The 18,020-nt window shown below is 72.4% G+C and carries 18 protein-coding genes and 1 tRNA gene; 14 read left to right on the top strand and 5 right to left on the bottom strand.

All coding sequences use genetic code 11. From position 1 onward, the window contains the following. Positions 1 to 74 precede the first annotated feature (74 nt). Positions 75 to 1,553 (bottom strand): MFS transporter, encoded by a 1,479-nt coding sequence (locus ABT247_RS21765; protein WP_350744594.1) that lies wholly within the window; start codon positions 1,551 to 1,553, stop codon positions 75 to 77. A gap of 114 nt (positions 1,554 to 1,667) precedes the next feature. On the opposite strand from ABT247_RS21765, the gene ABT247_RS21760 reads away from it, so the two are divergent. Further along, the gene (locus ABT247_RS21760) at positions 1,668 to 2,672 is read left to right on the top strand and encodes a helix-turn-helix transcriptional regulator (protein WP_350744588.1); all 1,005 of its coding nucleotides are present in this window, start codon (positions 1,668 to 1,670) and stop codon (positions 2,670 to 2,672) included. Here the strand turns inward: ABT247_RS21760 and ABT247_RS21755 are convergent. After that, positions 2,669 to 3,193 (bottom strand): YbhB/YbcL family Raf kinase inhibitor-like protein, encoded by a 525-nt coding sequence (locus ABT247_RS21755; RefSeq protein WP_350744586.1) that lies wholly within the window; start codon positions 3,191 to 3,193, stop codon positions 2,669 to 2,671. The genes ABT247_RS21760 and ABT247_RS21755 overlap by 4 nt on opposite strands. A 106-nt stretch (positions 3,194 to 3,299) precedes the next feature. On the opposite strand from ABT247_RS21755, the gene ABT247_RS21750 reads away from it, so the two are divergent. Together ABT247_RS21750 and ABT247_RS21745 are read left to right on the top strand one after the other, a co-directional pair. Then, a complete protein-coding gene (locus ABT247_RS21750; RefSeq protein ID WP_350744584.1) occupies positions 3,300 to 3,956 on the top strand; it encodes a rhomboid family intramembrane serine protease in 657 nt (218 codons plus the stop codon). 86 nt (positions 3,957 to 4,042) lie between these two features. Next, complete coding sequence (locus tag ABT247_RS21745) at positions 4,043 to 5,209, top strand: hypothetical protein (RefSeq protein WP_350744582.1); 1,167 nt, start codon at positions 4,043 to 4,045, stop codon at positions 5,207 to 5,209. A gap of 109 nt (positions 5,210 to 5,318) precedes the next feature. On the opposite strand, the gene ABT247_RS21740 is transcribed toward ABT247_RS21745, so the two are convergent. After that, positions 5,319 to 6,917, bottom strand: a complete 1,599-nt coding sequence (locus tag ABT247_RS21740; protein WP_350744580.1) for a helicase HerA-like domain-containing protein — start codon at positions 6,915 to 6,917, stop codon at positions 5,319 to 5,321. A gap of 193 nt (positions 6,918 to 7,110) precedes the next feature. Here ABT247_RS21740 and ABT247_RS21735 point away from each other — a divergent pair, with 193 nt between their 5' ends. Both ABT247_RS21735 and ABT247_RS21730 read left to right on the top strand, forming a co-directional pair. After that, positions 7,111 to 7,407 (top strand): type II toxin-antitoxin system VapB family antitoxin, encoded by a 297-nt coding sequence (locus ABT247_RS21735; RefSeq protein ID WP_030273186.1) that lies wholly within the window; start codon positions 7,111 to 7,113, stop codon positions 7,405 to 7,407. A gap of 284 nt (positions 7,408 to 7,691) precedes the next feature. Continuing rightward, positions 7,692 to 8,375 carry a LytR C-terminal domain-containing protein gene (locus tag ABT247_RS21730; RefSeq protein ID WP_350744592.1) on the top strand — a complete coding sequence of 228 codons (684 nt, stop codon included), beginning with the start codon at positions 7,692 to 7,694 and terminating at the stop codon, positions 8,373 to 8,375. Positions 8,376 to 8,472: 97 nt separating this feature from the next. Here ABT247_RS21730 and upp read toward each other — a convergent pair whose 3' ends face one another. After that, positions 8,473 to 9,108, bottom strand: a complete 636-nt coding sequence (gene upp / locus ABT247_RS21725) for a uracil phosphoribosyltransferase (RefSeq protein WP_350506235.1) — start codon at positions 9,106 to 9,108, stop codon at positions 8,473 to 8,475. A gap of 163 nt (positions 9,109 to 9,271) precedes the next feature. On the opposite strand from upp, the gene ABT247_RS21720 reads away from it, so the two are divergent. The 8 genes from ABT247_RS21720 (at position 9,272) to ABT247_RS21685 (ending at position 14,255) form a co-directional block, all read left to right on the top strand. Beyond that, entirely contained in the window at positions 9,272 to 9,508 is a 237-nt protein-coding gene (locus ABT247_RS21720; RefSeq protein ID WP_350744578.1) for a hypothetical protein, read from the top strand. 312 nt (positions 9,509 to 9,820) lie between these two features. After that, the gene (locus ABT247_RS21715; protein ID WP_350744576.1) at positions 9,821 to 10,378 is read left to right on the top strand and encodes a tRNA adenosine deaminase-associated protein; all 558 of its coding nucleotides are present in this window, start codon (positions 9,821 to 9,823) and stop codon (positions 10,376 to 10,378) included. A 26-nt stretch (positions 10,379 to 10,404) separates the two neighbouring features. Next, complete coding sequence (gene tadA / locus ABT247_RS21710) at positions 10,405 to 10,932, top strand: tRNA adenosine(34) deaminase TadA (protein WP_350744574.1); 528 nt, start codon at positions 10,405 to 10,407, stop codon at positions 10,930 to 10,932. A 65-nt stretch (positions 10,933 to 10,997) separates the two neighbouring features. After that, positions 10,998 to 11,084 (top strand) — tRNA-Ser (locus ABT247_RS21705). A gap of 454 nt (positions 11,085 to 11,538) precedes the next feature. Further along, on the top strand, positions 11,539 to 11,703 hold the full coding sequence (locus ABT247_RS21700) for a hypothetical protein (RefSeq protein ID WP_167344920.1): 165 nt from the start codon (positions 11,539 to 11,541) through the stop codon (positions 11,701 to 11,703). Between the two features lie 94 nt (positions 11,704 to 11,797). Beyond that, on the top strand, positions 11,798 to 12,091 hold the full coding sequence (locus tag ABT247_RS21695) for a Dabb family protein (RefSeq protein ID WP_350744572.1): 294 nt from the start codon (positions 11,798 to 11,800) through the stop codon (positions 12,089 to 12,091). Between the two features lie 358 nt (positions 12,092 to 12,449). Next, positions 12,450 to 13,205, top strand: coding sequence for an RNA polymerase sigma factor SigF (locus tag ABT247_RS21690; protein ID WP_350744590.1), 756 nt, complete (start codon positions 12,450 to 12,452; stop codon positions 13,203 to 13,205). Between the two features lie 144 nt (positions 13,206 to 13,349). Further along, positions 13,350 to 14,255, top strand: coding sequence for an RNA polymerase sigma factor SigF (locus ABT247_RS21685; protein WP_350744571.1), 906 nt, complete (start codon positions 13,350 to 13,352; stop codon positions 14,253 to 14,255). A gap of 64 nt (positions 14,256 to 14,319) precedes the next feature. Here the strand turns inward: ABT247_RS21685 and ABT247_RS21680 are convergent, their stop codons facing one another. Next, the gene (locus ABT247_RS21680; protein ID WP_350744569.1) at positions 14,320 to 15,207 is read right to left on the bottom strand and encodes a tyrosine-protein phosphatase; all 888 of its coding nucleotides are present in this window, start codon (positions 15,205 to 15,207) and stop codon (positions 14,320 to 14,322) included. A gap of 417 nt (positions 15,208 to 15,624) precedes the next feature. On the opposite strand from ABT247_RS21680, the gene ABT247_RS21675 reads away from it, so the two are divergent. Further along, positions 15,625 to 17,979 carry a hypothetical protein gene (locus ABT247_RS21675; protein WP_350744567.1) on the top strand — a complete coding sequence of 785 codons (2,355 nt, stop codon included), beginning with the start codon at positions 15,625 to 15,627 and terminating at the stop codon, positions 17,977 to 17,979. Positions 17,980 to 18,020 lie beyond the last annotated feature (41 nt).

Genomic DNA, 18,020 nt, shown 5'->3' with positions numbered 1-18,020 from the left:
GTGCGCCGAGGGCCCCGGCCGCGCAGTGCGACCGGGGCCCTCGCAGGAGCCGGGCGTCCCGGCGACGGACGCCGTCAGACCAGGACGGACTCCCGCTCCGCCACCGCGTCCTCGGTGGCCGCGGCCCCCGCCGCCCGCTTCCGCGGCAGCGCGAACATCAGCAGGAACACCGCCAGCAGCACCCCGGCGACCCACCACAGCGCGTGGGTGAACGCCCCGCCGAAGGCCGTCCCGACCGCGTCCGGCGCGACCACGTCGTCCATCGCCCCGAAGAAGGCCACCGAGACCAGCCCGAGCCCGAGTGCGTTGCCCACCTGCTGCACGGTGTTGATCAGGCCCGAGGCCGAACCGGCGTGCCGGCGCGGCACCTCGGACAGCACCGCGTCGGTGATCGGCGCGACGATCAGGCCCATCCCGAGGCCCATCACCACCAGCGGCAGCGCCATCTGCCAGGGCGCGATCGCCGTCCCGTAGCGGTCGGCCTCCCAGATGTAGGTGAGCACGCCCGCCGCCATCACCAGTGCGCCGGCCTGGAGCACCTTCCGCCCGAACCGCGGCACCAGCTTCTGCACCGACAGCCCGGCCGCCGTGGAGACCGCGAGCGAGAACGGGATGCCGGTCGCGCCGGCCTTGAGGGGGCTCCAGCCCAGCCCGACCTGCATGTACAGCGTCCAGACCAGGAAGAAGATGCCGAGCGCCACCCCGAAGGCCAGCTGCACGCAGATCCCGGCCGCGAAGCTCTTCACCCGGAACAGCGACAGCTCCACCAACGGCGAGCCGTCCCGCCGCGTCTTGACCCGCTCGTACGCCACGAACAGCGCGAACACCGGCAGGCTCCCGGCCATCGACAGGTAGCCCCAGAGCGGCCAGCCGGCCTCCCGGCCGTGGGTCAGCGGGTAGATCAGCATCAGCAGGCCGACGCTGGCCAGGGCCACGCCGACCAGGTCGAGCTTCAGCGCGTGCTCGGCCCTGGACTCGTCGATGAAGCGGCGGCCGAGCAGCAGCCCGGCGACCCCGACCGGCAGGTTGATCAGGAAGATCGGCCGCCAGGCCAGGTCCAGCAGGTCCCATTCGGTGAGCAGCGCGCCGATCATCGGACCGGAGACCGCGCCCAGCCCGACCACCGCGCCGAACATGCCGAAGACCTTGCCGCGCTCCTCCGCCGGGAAGGTCGCGTGGATGATCGACAGCACCTGCGGCACCATCAGCGCCGCCGTCCCGCCCTGCAGCAGCCGCATCGCGACCAGCATCTCCGGGCCGGAGGCGAGCCCGCACAGCGCGGAGGCCACGGTGAAGCCCCCGATCCCGATCAGGAACACCCGCTTGCGGCCGTGGATGTCGCCCAGCCGGCCGCCGGTGATCAGGCCGATCGCGAAGGCCAGCGCATAGCCCCCGGTGACCCACTGGACGGCGCTGAAGGAGGCGCCGGTGTCCTGCTGGATGCTCGGGATGGCGATGTTGACGATGGTCACGTCCACCAGGTCCATGAAGGAGGCGACCATCACGATCGCCAGCGCGATCCACCTCCGCCGGTCGGCTGCCGCCGTGGTCATTCCGTACTCCTCGCTCGTCTGCACGTCCACGACGGTACGGGGGATGTAGGTCAGGACCTGTCCCACTTGGTCGGGCATGCTGGACGGCATGAGCGAGCGAAGCGAGGCGGCCGCATGAGCGACACCCCGGCCCGGCTGCTGAACCTGTTGTCCCTGCTGCAGACCCCGCGCGAGTGGCCCGGCAGCGAACTCGCCGAGCGGCTCGGCGTCAGCCCCCGCACCATCCGGCGCGACATCGACCGGTTGCGCGACCTCGGCTACCCGGTGCAGGCCACCATGGGCGCGGACGGCGGCTACCGGCTGGTCGCCGGCACCGCGATGCCGCCGCTGCTGCTGGACGACGACGAGGCGGTGGCCATCGCGGTCGGGCTCCGGGCGGCGGCCGGACACGCCGTGGTCGGCATCGAGGAGGCCTCGGTACGGGCCCTCGGCAAACTGCTCCAGGTGCTGCCGGGCCGGCTGCGGCACCGGGTCGGCACGCTGAACTCCGCCACCGTGCCGCTGCTCACCGGGGACGGCTCGACCGTCGATCCGGAGAACCTCACGGTGCTCGCCGGCGCCGTCACCAACCACGAGCGCCTGCGCTTCTCCTACCGGGCCCGGGACGGTGCACAGACCCGCCGCAACGTCGAGCCCGAGCGCCTCGTCTCGACCGGCCGCCGCTGGTACCTGATCGGCTACGACCTGGACCGCGAGGACTGGCGGCTGTTCCGGATCGACCGGCTGAGCGAGCCCTTCGCCACCGGCGCCCGGTTCGCCCCGCGCCCGCTCCCGGCGGAGGACGCCGCGATGTTCGTGGCCACCAGGCTGCGCGGCCAGGCGCCGACGCAGACCATGGTGGCCACCGTCCACCGGCCCGCCGCCGAGGTGGAGGGCTGGATGCCCTGGACCGGGGACTACACGATCGAACCGATCGACGAGCACAGCTGCCGCCTGCGCTCCCGGGCGGACTCCCTGATGTGGCTGGCGACCGGGCTGCTGCTGCTGGACTGCCCCTTCGAGGTGCACGAGCCGCCGGAGCTGCGCGACCACCTGCGCACGCTCGCCCGGCGGGCCGCGCAGGCGGCGGACGGGACCGCCCGGAGCGGGCCCGACCGGCCCCGGGCCGACCCGTCCTAGGCCGGGACCCCGTACTCGCCGGTGAGGACCGCGCGGGCCAGGGTGTGGAAGGTCAGGTGGAAGCCCACCTGGGCCGGCGGGGTGTCCGGGGTGACGTCCAGCTTCTCGACGTCCAGGGCGTGCACCGCGAACACGTACCGGTGCGGGGCGCCGGGCGGCGGGGCGGCGCCGTCGTACTGGTTGCCGGGGAAGTCGTTGCGGCCGTGGAAGGAGGCCGCGCCCGGCAGGCTCCCGTCCGAGGACCCGGCGCCGCGCGGCAGTTCGGTGGTGTCGGCGGGCAGGTTGAGCGCGAGCCAGTGCCACCAGCCGGAGCCGGTCGGGGCGTCCGGGTCGTAGCAGGTGACGGCGATGCTCCTGGTGGCCTCGGGCACGCCCGACCAGGCCAGGTGCGGCGACAGGTTGCCGCCGGAGTGGATGAACTCCTCGCCCAGCGTGGCGCCTTCGGTGAAGTCCCGGCTGCTCAGCGGGAAGGACGGCACCTGCGGCAGGAACTCGTACGGCAGCGGCGGACGAACACTCATGGGGGTCAGTCACCTCTCGACAGGCGGTCGACGGCCGCCAACCCGGCCGTCATCGATCACTGTAGTGGGGTGCACGTCCGATCCGTCGGCCCCTAGAGTCGACGTCATGGCCACCTCCTTCACCCGCCTGCTCGCGGATTCCCGCCGCGCCCTGGTCACCATGCTCGGCCTCCAGGCCGTCATCTGGTCCGTGCAGGTGGTGAACTGGCTGGACGACTACGGGCTGTCCCGGGAGTACGGTCTGCGCTCCCAGCGCGTCGACGACCTGCCGGAGATGTTCACCATGCCGTTCCTGCACGGAAGTTGGGAGCACATATCGAACAACTCCTGGCCGCTGTTCGTGCTCGGCTTCCTGGCCGCCTACCGGGGCATGCGCAGGTTCCTGCTGGCCAGCCTGGTGATCATGGTGTCCGGCGGGCTGCTGGTCTGGCTCCTGGAGCGCCCGGAGGCCGTGACGGTCGGCGCCAGCGGCATGGTCTACGGCTACCTCGGCTACGTGGTGCTGCGCGGGGTCCTCGACCGCAGGGTGCTGGACGCCGCGGTCGGCATCGCCGTCGCCGCGCTCTACTCCAGCCTGCTGATCGGGGTACTGCCGGTGACCCAGGGCGTCAGCTGGCTGGGCCACCTCGGCGGCCTGGTCGGCGGACTGGCCGCCGCCGTGCTGCTGCGCAACCCGCCGCAGCCGGAGCCCGTGCCGACGGCCCCCGGCGCGACCGGCTCCCACGCGGCCCTGCTCCAGCAGTTGGACGACCTCGGCCTGTAGGCCACCCGGGAGCCCCGGTATAGACCATTCCCGACCCCTGCGGCTAGCGTGAACGGCGCACCCGCCCCCAGCTCCGGAGCCGCGCCGTGGAGTCGTCCGTCCTCGCCTTCGCCACCGACCTGCTCGACGAGGGCGCCGACACCTTCTTCGGCAACCTCACCGACCGCGCCGGAGTCGGCGGCGTCACCCTGGCCTCGGTCTACCACGAGGCCCGCGACGTCTTCCCGCACAACCCCCGCCGGGTGATCCGCTACCTGGAGCCCGGCGCCGCCTACTTCCGCCCCGACCCGGCCCGCTGGCGGGGCCGCCGCCTGACGCCCCTGCCCTCCACCGCGATCGGCGACCGGGACCCCTTCGCCGAGGCCGCCGCCGAGGCCGGCCGGCGGGGCATGAAACTGCACGCCTGGACGGTGTTCTGCCACAACGACCGGCTCGGCTTCCTCCACCCCGACTGCGCGCCGGCCAACGCCTTCGGCGACCGCCACCTCACCGAACTCTGCCCGGCCGCCCCGGAGGTCCGCGACTACGCGCTGACCCTGGTCGACGAGCTGGCCCGGTACGGCGTGGACGCGATCCGCGCCGAGTCCCTGCACTTCCACGGCCTGCGCCACGGCCACCACCACGAGCGCTACTTCGAGGAGCTGGGCCCGACCGCCGAGGCCCTGCTCGGCGTCTGCTTCTGCCCGCACTGCCGTGCCGCCGCCACCGGCGCCGGCGTCCCCGCCGAGGAGGTCGCCGAAGCGGTGCGGGCCGAGCTGCGCCACCGGCTGGCCGACCAGCGGGCGGCTGCCGAACCCGCCGACCTGAGCGCCCTCGCCGACGGCGCCTTCGCCGCCTACGTGGACGCCTCCGCCGCCACCGTCACGGCGCTGGCCGCCGACCTCGCCGGGCGCGCCCGCGACCACGGCATGCGGCTGAGCTTCATGGACGGCGGCGGCCCCGGCAAGGGCTGGCTGTCCGGCATCGACCTGCCCGCCCTCGCGAAGGCCGTCGACCAGATCGAGACCCTCGGCTACGCGAGGACTCCGGAGGCCGTCCGGGAGAAGCTCGCCGCCTTCGCCCTGCACGGGGTCCGCCCGGACCGGATGGCGGTGATCCTGCGTCCGATGGCCTCGGACTGCGACGGCCCGGAGAACCTCGCCGCCAAGCTCACCGTCCTGCGCGAACTCGGCGTCCCGGAGGTGGAGTTCTACCACTACGGGCTGATGAGGCTGTCCTCGCTCGACCGGATCGGCACCGCCCTCACCGGCTGAGGGACCACCGCCGAGACCGGCCGGCGGGGCCGGGGCCCACCGCCGCGCCGGTACGACGGGGCCGGGGCCCGGCGCCGGGCGCCGGCCGGGACCGGCGTCGGCCCACGGGTCACCGCCGCCGCTTGGACGTCCCGAACAGGCTGCGCGAGATCTCCTGCCCGAGCTGCCTCCCGGCCGAGCGGGCGAAGGACTTCACGGTCGGATTGCTGAGCAGCGACCCCAGCAGCCCGCCCACGCCCTCCTTCTCCTTCGCCGCCTCCGGCCGGGGCGCGTGCCCCCGCCCCTCAGCGGGCCCGGAGGCACCCGGCCCCGCGTCGGCCTGCCCCGCGTCGGCCGGCGCCGGCTCCGGCCGGGGCGCCCGCGCGGCCAGCTTCTCGTAAGCCGATTCGCGGTCGACCGCGTCCCGGTAGCGCGCCGTCAACGCCGAGGCGTCCACGGCGGCCTGCAACGCCGCCGGCTCGATCGGCCCCATCAGCGACTGCGGTGCCCGCAGCCTGGTCACCGCCACCGGCGTCGGCGCGCCCTTCTCGGAGAGCACGGTCACCACCGCCTCCCCGGTGCCCAGCGAGGTGAGCACCGCGCCGAGGTCGTACGAGGAGCGCGGGAAGGTCGAGACGGTCGCCTTGAGCGCCTTGGCATCGTCGGGGGTGAAGGCGCGCAGCGCGTGCTGCACCCGGTTGCCCAGCTGGGCGAGCACCTCGGAGGGGACGTCCTTCGGCGTCTGGGTCACGAAGAAGATGCCGACGCCCTTGGAGCGGATCAGCCGCACGGTCTGGGTGATCGCTTCCAGGAAGGCCTTGGACGCACCGCGGAACAGCAGGTGCGCCTCGTCGAAGAAGAAGACCAGCTTGGGCTTGTCCGGGTCCCCGACCTCCGGCAGTTCCTGGTAGAGGTCGGCGAGCAGCCACATCAGGAAGGTGGAGAACAGCCGCGGCCGGTCCTGGACGGCGGGCAGCTCCAGCACCGAGACGACGCCCCTGCCGTCCGGCGCGGTCCGCAGCAGTTCGGCGGTGTCGAACTCGGGTTCGCCGAAGAACGCCCCGGCGCCCTCGTTCTCGAGCACGGTGAGGGCCCGCAGGATCACCCCGGCGGTGGCCGCGGAGAGGCCGCCGATGGTCCGCAGCTCCTCCTTCCCCTCGGGCGAGGTGAGGAAGGCGATCACCGCGGTGAGGTCCTTGAGGTCGTACAGCTCCAGGCCCTTGCCGTCGGCGTAGTGGAACACCAGGCTGAGCGAGGCCTCCTGGGTCTCGTTCAGGTCCAGCACCTTGGCCAGCAGCAGCGGCCCGAAGCTGGTGACGGTGGCCCGGATCGGGATGCCGGTGCCCTGCCCGCCGAGCGCGTAGAACTCCGTGGGGCAGCCCTGCGGCGTCCACTGCTGGCCGACCTCGGCGGCGCGGGAGGCGGTGCGCTCGCTCGGCGCGCCGGGCGCGGCGACGCCGGAGACGTCCCCCTTGATGTCGGCGAGGAACACCGGCACGCCCTGGGCGGAGAGCTGTTCCGCGATCAGCTGGAGGGTCTTGGTCTTCCCGGTGCCGGTGGCCCCGGCGACCAGCCCGTGCCGGTTGAGCACCCCGAGCGGGATGCGCACCGGGGCCTCCGGGTAGGCGGTGCCGTCCAGCAGCACCGCACCGAGGTCGAGCGCCGGCCCGGTGAAGGCGTACCCGTCGGCGATCTCCCGGACGGTCGGCGGGGTGGGGGCGGAGGACATCGTGCACGCTCCTGGACGGATCGGGACGCTTCGGATTCGGGTCACGGTCGGACCGGGATCCGATCGGAACCGGACCGATGTTCGCGACATTTCCCATCAAACAGCCGCATTCGTCCATCCGCAGTTCACACCCGTGCGCGTGGCGGCGTCGCGGCTGCTGCGCCATCCGCCGCCCAAACGGTAGGCTTTCCGTGTGATCTTCAAGCGCATCGGCAATGGGCGGCCGTACCCGGATCACGGCCGGACGAGCACCCGCCAGTGGGCTGACGTCGCCCCGCGTCCGGTGCGGCTCGACCAGCTGGTGACCACCAAGGGCCAACTCGACCTGGAAACCCTGCTGGCCGAGGACTCGACCTTCTACGGGGACCTCTTCGCCCACGTGGTGAAGTGGCACGGCGACCTCTACCTGGAGGACGGGCTGCACCGGGCCGTACGGGCCGCGCTGCAGCAGCGCCAGGTGCTGCACGCCCGCGTGCTCGAAATGGACTGACGGCGCCCCACCCCGGACGGCCCGGGGCGCCCTGCGAAACCTCTCGGACCGCCCGTCCGCCCCCGGCGGAGGGCGGTCCGCGCATACCCGGGTGCCTCCTTTCGGGTGCCGGGCTACTCCAGATGATGATCGTTTAGTACCTTCGCAGCCGTACGGCACTAATCTGCTGACTACGGCCGCGACCAGGGGATCCGCCCGCACGTGGGGGGCGCCTCTACCCGGCCCGCCCGGCCCACCCGTCATCCCGACCCCGCCCCGGCACGAGGGGGAGACAAACCGTGAGCATGTTGACTCCCCAAGGCCTCAAGGGGAAGCAGTACCGCATCACCGGCAACGCCTATCCACGGCTGGGCCGGCCCCCGAAGAAGAGCCGCAAGGTGATCGCCGCCCTCGCCGGCCTGCTCGCGCTGGCCCTGATCGCGCTCGGCGGCCTGCAGCTCTACGACATCTTCACCGGCAAGGGCCGCAACGCCTCCGCCCAGGCCTGCGCGACGCCGTCCGGCAAGCCGCTGGCCGCCCCGACGCCGGGCGCGAGCCCGGGCGCCCCGGCGGCCTCCGGCACCCCGGGCGCCCCCGCCGGCGACCCGCACGCCATCCCCCAGGCCTCGGCCGTCACGGTGAACGTCTACAACGCCACCACCAAGGCCGGCCTGGCCGGGCGGACCGCCGAGGAGCTCAAGAAGCGCGGCTTCACCATCGGCAAGGTCGGCAACGCCCCGGCCGAGCTGGACAAGAAGGTGCCCGGCACCGCCCAGGTGATCGCGGGCCCGGCCGGCGCCGGGGCCGGCACGCTGGTCGGCTCCCAGATCGCCGGGGCCACCGTCACCGCCGACGCCCGTACCGACGGCACCGTCGACTTCGTGATCGGCGACAGCTACAACGCCCTGCTGGACGAGAACCAGGCGGCCGCCGCCCTGGCCCTGGCCACCAAGCCGTCCCCCACCCCGAGCTCCCCCGGCAGCTGCTGAGGCCCGACGGACGCGCAGGAGCCCCCCGGCGAGACGGTGCCGGGGGGCTCTCGGGCGTTCGGGGGGCGTACGCGGGGGCCGGTCGTACGCCGGGGGCTCAGCCCGCGGTGCCGTACAGCCGGTCGCCCGCGTCGCCCAGGCCGGGAACGATGTAGCCGTTCTCGTTCAGCCGCTCGTCCAGGGCGGCGGTGACCACGGTGACCGGCAGGTCGGCCAGCTCACGCCGCATCACCTCGACGCCCTCGGGCGCGGCCAGCAGCACCACGGCGGTGACGTCGGTGGCGCCGCGCTCGATCAGCATCTTGATCGCGGCGACCAGGGTGCCGCCGGTGGCCAGCATCGGGTCGAGCACGTAGACCTGGCGGCCGGAGAGGTCGTCGGGCATCCGGGTGGCGTACGTGGAGGCCTCCAGGGTCTCCTCGTTGCGCACCATGCCGAGGAAGCCCACCTCGGCGGTCGGCAGCAGCCGGGTCATCCCGTCCAGCATGCCGAGGCCGGCCCGCAGGATCGGCACGACCAGCGGACGCGGGTAGCTGAGCCGGGTGCCGAGCGTGACCGCCACGGGCGTGGTGATCTCCACCTCGTCGGTGCGGACGTCCCGGGTGGCCTCGTAGGCGAGGAGGGTCACCAGCTCGTCGGTCAGGCGACGGAAGGTCGGCGAGTCGGTGCGCTCGTCGCGCAGGGTGGAGAGCTTGTGGGCGACCAGGGGGTGGTCGACGACGTGGAGACGCATGCAACGAGGTTAGCCCGGTCCTGGACGCCTGTACGACACGCCGTGCCACAGCCGCCCACCAGCACGGGTGACGCCACCGTGACACGCCGTGACGCGCCGCGGATCTCCGGACGGAACCGGCTGCTGTGGTATCAACCCGCGCGTTCTGGGAATGTCACGTCTTATGACGAGCAACCCGAAAGCCGGGGACGGCTCGGCGGACGAGCCCGTCGGCAGGGCGGCGCTCGGCGCCGGCCCGCCGCACGACCCTCCGGAGACCGAGGCGGAGCGCCGCAAGCGGCGGGCCGTCTTCCTCCGTGAGCTCGCCGAGGCCCGCGAGTTGAGGGAGCGGGTCCAACCCCGGCGGACCAAGGAACGCCGGATGCGCGAAGCGGCGCGGATGCGGACGTTCCGGATCTGAGACGGATCCGAGCCGGGTCTGGGCCGGGTCTGGACCGGGTCTGGGCCGGGTCTGAAGCGGGGCCCGGCTCGGCCCGCCCGTCGGACTGGCGTTCGGAGCAACTTTCGACCGCCGCCGGAGGGGACGCGGCCCGACCCGGCCGTACGCCGCCCGGTCCTTCCGACACGACCTGCAAAGACGCGCTGCCGAACACCCCCCGCAAGGGCGGGCTTTCTGTCACGATTCCGATGGGACGGTCCGAACAGGCGGACCGCCTCTGGCGCGGGGGCGGCCAGATTTCCGCGTTGCCCGGCGCGCCGACAGCCGAGACCGATGATCTTGGGAGTGTCCCTGGTGGCGTACTTCGCTGCAGTGCTTGCTCGCACCGAGGACGGGTGGGATGTGAGCGAGACGGAACTCGACGACGTCGAAACGCTGGCCGATCTGGCCGACCTGGCCCGCGGCTCGGCGCAGGACGACGACAGCGTCCTGATCTTCATCGAACAGGAGGACGCCTGGTTCGCCATCGTCCGGGTGGACGGCGAGGAGGACCCGCGGATCTTCGTCTCCGACGGTGCCGCCGCCGCCCGCAGCTCCTACGGCTCCGTCCTCACCGACGAGCTGGTCGACCAGGCCGGCGAGAGCGAGTTCGGTGACCTGGACCACCTCCTGGACGAGGCCGAGGAGACGGAGGAGCAGGACGACGAGGACGCCGACGCCCTCGGCGGCGTCCCGGTCGGGCCGCTCGGCGACGCCCACCTGCTCACCGAGTTCGGTCTGGCCTCCGAAGAGCTGCTCGCCCTCAGCGGCGAGGGCGCGGTGCCCGGCGACGCCCTGGAGGAGATCGCCGAGGCCCTGGGCTGCGGCGAGGTCCTGGAGGCGGTCCGCTAGCGGACGGATGCCCGACACTGGATGCCATGCAGCCCGCGTCCTCCCCGCTCGTCGTCCCGCACGTGCCCCCGTTGCCCGCGCCCGTCCGCCCCGACCCGGTCCGTGACCGCTGGGCGGCGCCGATGCGCCTCGCCATCGCCGAGGCCGCCCTGGCGCCGGCCACCGGTGACGTACCGGTCGGGGCCCTCGTGCTGGGCCCCGACGGCGAGGTGCTCGGGCGCGGCCACAACGAGCGCGAGGCGGTCGGCGACCCGACCGCGCACGCCGAGGTGGTCGCGATCCGACAGGCGGCCGCGAAGGTCGGGGAGTGGCGGCTGAGCGGCTGCACCCTGGTGGTCACGCTGGAGCCCTGCACGATGTGCGCCGGCGCGATCGTGCTGTCCCGGATCGACCGGGTGGTCTACGGCGCCGTCGACGAGAAGGCCGGCGCGGCCGGCTCGCTCTTCGACGTGATGCGCGACCGCCGGCTCAACCACCGCCCCGAGGTGATCTGGGGCGTCCTCGCCGAGGAGTGCGGCGAGCAGCTGCGCGCCTTCTTCGACACCCACCGCTGAGCCCGGCGACGGCCCGCCCGACACGGATTTCGTGACCGCGCCACCCGTCCGGTAGAGTTCCCCTCGGTAGCGTGTCCGAGCGGCCAAAGGAGCACGCCTCGAAAGCGTGTGTGGGGGCAACTCCACCGTGGGTTCGAATCCCACCGCTACCGCTGGAAAGCCCGAGGGCCCGTCCGATTCCGGACGGGCCCTCGGCGTTTCCGCGCACCCTCGGACGCGGGAGGGCTCCGGGTTCCCGGGCTGACGACCACCGTTGCCCGGCTCCGCGGAGCCCGAGGAGGGGGAGCGGCTCGGGGGGACGCACCGCTCCCCCGGCGGAGTCCCACAACCGGTGCCGCGTGGGGGGGGGGAAGCCGCGGCGACCGGTCCCACAGCGGGGAGCTCCGGTTCCACGTACCGGTCGATTCCTGCCAGATCCCCGGTACGCCCTCCATCCTGCCGTCCGGCCTCCGCCCGGGCACCCGGAGAAAGCCCCCACTCGCGGGGACCTTCGTCCCGCCGGACGAACGCGTCTCTCACTTGATAGCCCGTCCGGTGGATAAGCTGCCCTGCGGGGCCGCTCGGGGACCCGGACGGCGGCGGCCCACAGCAGGGAGGAAGGTCGCGATGGCGCAGGCGAAGAAGATCGGCATGGTCCTCCTGCTCATCTTCGTGCTCTACTCGATCATCACCTCCCCCGCCCGCTCCGCGGAGCTCGTCCAGCTCGGCTTCGAGGGCATCTCCAACGCCGCCAAGGCCGTCGGCACCTTCATGACCGGCCTGATCAAGTAGCGCTCCACCCACGGACCGGACGGTCCGCGCCCGGTTCCGGCGCACCGGCTACGGTGTGCGGGACCTTTACCCCCGTCCGCGAGGAGCGGCAATCGTGATCCGGCACCTGGTCCTGTTCAAGCTCGACGACGGCGTCACCAAGGACGAAGAGCGCGTGCGCGCGGGCGCCGAGGCGTTCGCCGGGCTCGGCGCGCTGATCCCCGAGCTGCGCGAGTGGGAGTGCGGCTGGAACACCACCGAGCGGGACATCGCGTACGACTACGCGATCAACAGCCTGGTCGAGGACCGCGAGTCCCTGCAGGCCTACCTGACCCACCCGGCCCACCAGGCCGCGGCGGCCCAGTGGCGCGAGTTCGCCACCTGGGTGATCGCCGACATCGAGGTCTGATCCCCGGGCCGTACCCCGGACGGCCCGCCTCGCCCCGCCCGGCCCCCGGGCGGGGTGTCCTGCTCCGCCCGGGAACGACCCGTGCCGCGCCTCGTCGCCGGGGCCGGGAGCGGCCGAATACCGCACCAACACACCTCCGTCGGGTGCTTGCCCGACCTGTGCCCACCTTGTGATGCTATGACCGGTTTTGCCGGACATGGCGAGGTGAACGACCCAGCCGCGACACCCGATCCGCAGGGCCCGCCGTTGTCGACTATGGAGGGGTGACGTGTCCGTGGACGACGTTCTGGCTGCGATCATCAGCCCGGCCGGCGAGCTCCGCCCGGACGGACTGCGCGGCACCGGCGGCCGCCCGGCCATGGACGTCCGGACGCTGACCCGGGTGCTGTTCGAGCGGCTCGCCGAACTGCCGCCGGACGCCCCCGAGCGGGAGCGGGTCCGGGCCGCGCTGATCGAGGTGAACATCCCGCTGGTCCGCTACGCGGCCACCCGCTTCCGCAGCCGCAGCGAGCCGATGGAGGACGTCGTCCAGGTCGGCACCATCGGCCTGATCAACGCGATCGACCGCTTCGACCCCAGCCGCGGCGTCCAGTTCCCCACCTACGCGCTGCCGACCATCCTGGGCGAGATCAAGCGCTACTTCCGGGACAACGTCCGCACCATGCACGTGCCGCGCCGGCTCCAGGAGCTGTGGGTCCAGGTCAGCGGCGCCATGGAGGAACTGACGGTGCTGCACGGACGGGCTCCCAAGGTCCCCGAGATCGCCGCCAGCCTGCGGATCCCCGAGGAGGACGTCCGGGCCTGCCTGGACGCCGGGCGGGCCTACAACGCGGCGTCCCTGGAGGCCGCGCAGGAGCACGAGGGCGGACTCGCCCTGCTGGACCGGCTCGGGTACGAGGACTCCGCACTGGCCGAGGTCGAGCACCGCGACATGGTCCGCCACCTGCTGGTCCAACTCCCCGAGCGGGAACGGCGGATCGTCATGCTGCGCTTCTTCGCCAACCTCACCCAGTCGCAGATCAGCACCGAGCTGGGGATGTCCCAGATGCACGTCTCCCGGCTGCTCTCGCGGATCCTGACCAGGCTTCGCACCGGCAACTCCTGGGAAGAGTGAGATTGCAGCGCGTTACCCCGGCGTGACATCTTGCGACGTTCGGGTTTGCCGTGCACCGTGTTCCGGTATGCAGGGGGTTGGGCCCCGCCGGGAACCTCCGTGCGTCGGCCCCCGTTCAGCTGTCAGTCACGAGGGGGTGGGTGCATGTCCGGAGAGCTGGGCACTGCGGAGATCCACGCTGGTCAGACCGAGGCCACGGTGGTGGCCCAGGACCTGATCCCGCGCCAGCGGGCCGGTTCCACGGAGCCGCCCGGTCCCGGAGCTCCGTCCGAGACGCCGCCCGGCTCCGGGCTGGACACCCGGACGCTCTCCCGCTCGCTCTTCCTGCGGCTGGCCGCACTGGAGCCGGGCAGCGGGGAGCACACCTACGTCCGCGACACCCTGATCGAGCTCAACCTGCCGCTGGTCCGCTACGCCTCGGCGCGCTTCCGCAGCCGCAACGAGCCGATGGAGGACATCGTCCAGGTCGGCACGATCGGCCTGATCAAGGCGATCGACCGCTTCGACCCGGAGCGCGGGGTGGAGTTCCCCACCTTCGCGATGCCGACCGTGGTCGGCGAGATCAAGCGCTTCTTCCGGGACACCAGCTGGTCGGTCCGGGTGCCGCGGCGGCTCCAGGAGCTGCGGCTGGCGCTGACCAAGGCCGGGGACGAGCTGGCCCAGCGGCTGGACCGCTCCCCCACCGTCGCCGAGCTGGCCGCCTGCCTCGGGGTCAGCGAGGAGGACGTGGTCGAGGGCCTCGCCGTGGGCAACGCGTACACCGCGAGCTCCCTGGACTCCAGCCCCGGCGAGGAGGACAGCGACGGGCCGCTGGCCGAGCGGCTCGGCTACGAGGACCTCGCGCTGGAGGGCGTGGAGTACCGCGAGTCGCTCAAGCCGCTGCTGGCCAAGCTGCCGCCGCGCGAGCGCCGGATCATCATGCTGCGGTTCTTCGGCAACCTCACCCAGTCGCAGATCGGCGAGGAGATCGGGATCTCCCAGATGCACGTCTCGCGCCTGCTCACCAGGACGCTCACCCAGCTCCGCGAGGGGCTGATCAGCGAGGGCTGATCGGCGCAGGGCCGATCTGCGAAGACCGATCGGCGCGGGCTGACCGGCCGGCCCCGGACGGCCCTCAGACCGCCGGGCCGTCCAGCAGGTTGGCCCGCAGCCCGTCCGACACCTCGTCGTCCAGCCCGAGCCCCTCCCGCCAGAACGCGTCGAAGCCGCTCCAGCCGGCCTCGACCTCCGCGAAGGCCGCGTCCAGGTAGCCGCGGTCCGCCCGGAAGACCGGCAGGAGGAGCTCGGGCTCGCGCATCAGGCCGCGGCTGCCGAGCTCCTCCAGCACCCGGGCCACCGCCGGGGCGGACCGCTCGTTGGTGAGCAGGTAGTCGGCGAGCACGGTCTCGCGGTCCACGCCGAGGGCGGTCAGCACCAGCGCCGCGGCCCAGCCGGTGCGGTCCTTGCCCGCCGAGCAGTGGAACAGCAGCGGCACGCCGTCCGGCGCGGCCAGCAGCCGCAGCAGGGCGGCGAAGCTCTCCCGAGCCCCGGCGTCCGTGACGAACCAGCGGTACAGGCCGGTCATCATCGCGGCCGCCCGGCCGTCGCCGAGCAGGGCGCGCTGCTTGCGCGCGCTGCGGTCGGCCAGCGCGGTGCGCAGCGTCAGGTGGATGTCGAAGTCGACGGCCCAGAGCGGTACGTGGTGCAGGATCACGCCCTCCGGCAGCCGGTCCGGGCCGGCCTCGCGGACCTCCTCGGCGCTGCGCAGGTCCACCACCCGGCGCAGGCCGAGCGCGCCCAGCGGGCCGAGGTCATCGGCGGTGAGGTGGTTCAGGCCATCGCTGCGCAGGACCGCCCCACCGCGGACCGCGCGCCCGTCGGCCGTCCGGTAGCCACCCAGATCCCGGGCGTTCAGCGCACCGCGCAGACCGAGACTGCGCCCGACCAGCTCCGTTCCGTCCGGTTCCGGGAGCGCATTCCGCGGGCCCCCGATTCGCTCGGACTCGATCTGCCGATCGGTCACCCGCGCGCCTCCATTGCATATTCGGACTGTCACATGGCACAGGGGTGCCCGATATTGCATGAACCTGCCCGTCGGCCCGGCAAGATGTGCAAGAGTGTCAGGCGCGACGACGACAGTGTAGGTGTCCCGCGGAACCGCCCTGAGCCGCACTCTCGGTCACCAGGTGTAGCACTCGGCTTCCGTTTTTTCATTTTCAATTCATTATTTGCGTGAGCGGTCCGGTTACGGTCACAATCAGCGCCGCCATGGCTTCGCCATGAACGTAGGTAACAGGTTCGCTGCACTCTCGCCCTTTTGGTCCCTCGCACCGTCGACCCTCGACCAGGATGGGCGCCGGGCAGCCTGCTGCCCGCGAACAGCTACACGGGCGGGCGAGCGCAGAGCAGCGCTGCGCCGGCCCCAAGGGGAGGATCAACCATGGGTCGAGCGACCCGAAGAGTCGCCGCGTGCGCGGCGGCAGTTCTGCTGGCCAGCGGCCTGCAGATCACCCTGGCCCACGGCGACACGACGCCGCCCAGGATCGACCTCACCGTCCTGGTCGTCGACGACGGTGGACCGTCCGTCGCGGCGATCGTCGCCGAGCTGAAGAGCCAGGGGACGCCGTACAAGGTCGTCAGCCTCAATGACACCAATCGCCCCGTGATCAACGCCGCTTTCCTGAGCGACACGGTGAACGGGCAGCCCCGCGGGAAGTACCAGGGCATCGTGCTGCCCAACGAAAACCCCTTCCCCAACAGCGCCGCCGAGATGACGGCGATCGCGACGTACGAAGCCGCTTTCAACGTGCGGCAGATTGACGCGTACACCTGGGCCAGCCCCGCGGTGGGCCTGAACTACGCGCAGAATCCCGGTTTCGTCGGCACGCTCGACGGAATCCAGGCCGCCACCACCACCGCCGGAACTTCGGGCCCGTTCGGGTACCTCAAGGGCAGCGTGCCGTTCGAGGACAACGACCCCACCGTGGGTGAGAGCTACGGCTACCTGGCGACCCCGCTCGCCAACCTGCCGTCCGGCGCCTCCTTCGTGCCGCTGGTCGACGCGGCGATCCCGAGCTCGACCTCCCGGGGCTCGCTGGTCGGCGAGTACACCCACGACGGCCGCAAGGAGCTGGTCGTCACCTTCGTGTACAACCAGTACCAGCAGCAGTACCGGCTGCTGGCCCGCGGCATGGTCGACTGGATCACCCAGGGCGTCCACCTCGGCTACGACCGCAACTACTTCGCCACCCACGTGGACGACGTCTTCCTGGCCGACGACCGCTGGGACACGGTGCTCAAGTGCACCCCCGGCGACGTCACCTGCCCGCCCGGCACCCCGGACAGCGCCAACCCGATCCGGATGACGCAGGAGGACTCCACCTACCTCAAGCAGTGGCAGGCCGCCAACAACTTCACGCTGGACATGGTGTTCAACGGCGGCGGCAGCGAGGACTGGAAGTCCGACCACCAGACCACGGTGGACCCGACCGCCAACCAGCTGATCGCCGACCAGACCAGCTACCGCTGGGTGAACCACACCTACACCCACCCGTACCTGGGCTGCGTGCAGGACGTCAGCGTGGTGCCGTGGAAGTGCACCAAGGACGCCTCGGGCAACACCGTCTGGGTCGACCAGAACACCATCTCGACCCAGATCAAGCAGAACTTCGACTGGGCCACCAAGAACGGCCTCAAGCCCGACCCGCAGGCGCTCGTCACCGGCGAGCACTCCGGTCTGCTGACCGCCCCGCAGGAGACCAGCGACAACCCGAACCTGGCGCCGGCGCTCGCCGCCAACGGCATCAAGTTCACCGGCAGCGACGCCTCCCGCGAGCCCGCCCAGCGGGCCGTCGGCTCGTCCACGCTGACCGTGCCGCGCTACCCGATGAACGTCTTCTACAACGCCGGCACGGCGAAGGAGGAGACCGACGAGTACAACTGGATCTACACCAGCAAGGCCAACGGCGGCAGCGGCGTCTGCGAGAACAACGCCAACTCCACCTGCCTGTCGCAGCCGCTGGACACCACCACCGGCTACCAGTCGTACATCGTGCCGCTGGAGGCCCGGATCGACCTCGGCCACGTGCTGAGCAACGACCCGCGGCCGCACTTCGTGCACCAGTCGAACCTCTCCGAGGACCGCATCCTGTACCCGGTGCTGGAGAAGATCCTCGGCACCTACCGCTCGCTGCACGCCGACAACACCCCGATCGTGAACCTCAGCGAGCGCGAGATCGGCCAGGAGTTCCAGCGCCGGGCGGCCTGGAGCAACGCAGTCGCGGCCGGCCAGGTGACCGCCTACAAGATCGGCAACACCGTCACGGTCAACGCGCCGGCCGGTGTTCAGGTCCAGGCCACCATGCCGACCGGAACCACTCAGAAGCTGTCCATCGGATCGACCGCCTTCGGTTCGTCCTACGCCGGTACGCTGTCCGGCTGGGTGTCCCCGGGCGCCCTGCAGAGCGGTGTCGTCCTGCAGCTGCCCGCCGGCAGCGCGCCGGCCGCCCCGGCCGCCGTCGCGCCGAGCGTCGCGGCCAAGTCCGTCCCGGCCCCGGCCCCGACGGACAAGACGGTCGTGCCGCAGGGCGTCGCCACGCCGGTCCCGGCCGGTCCCGGCGACACCACCCGCAAGCCCGCCAAGTCCCTCGTCCCCGGCAGCGGCACCCCGGTGCCCGGCAAGGGCGTCGTCACCGGCGCCGGCGCCCCGAAGAACGGCCAGGGCAACCAGTCCGTCAAGGCCTCTGGGGGGACGGCCTCGCACGGCACCACCACCGGACGCTCCGGCAACCGGTAACCCGCACCACCCGTCGGCGGGGTCGGGCCGGTCGCCCGGCC

Source organism: Kitasatospora sp. NPDC001539 (assembly GCF_040298565.1).
Lineage (GTDB): Bacteria > Actinomycetota > Actinomycetes > Streptomycetales > Streptomycetaceae > Kitasatospora.
This window is presented reverse-complemented; position numbering and strand designations above follow the sequence as displayed.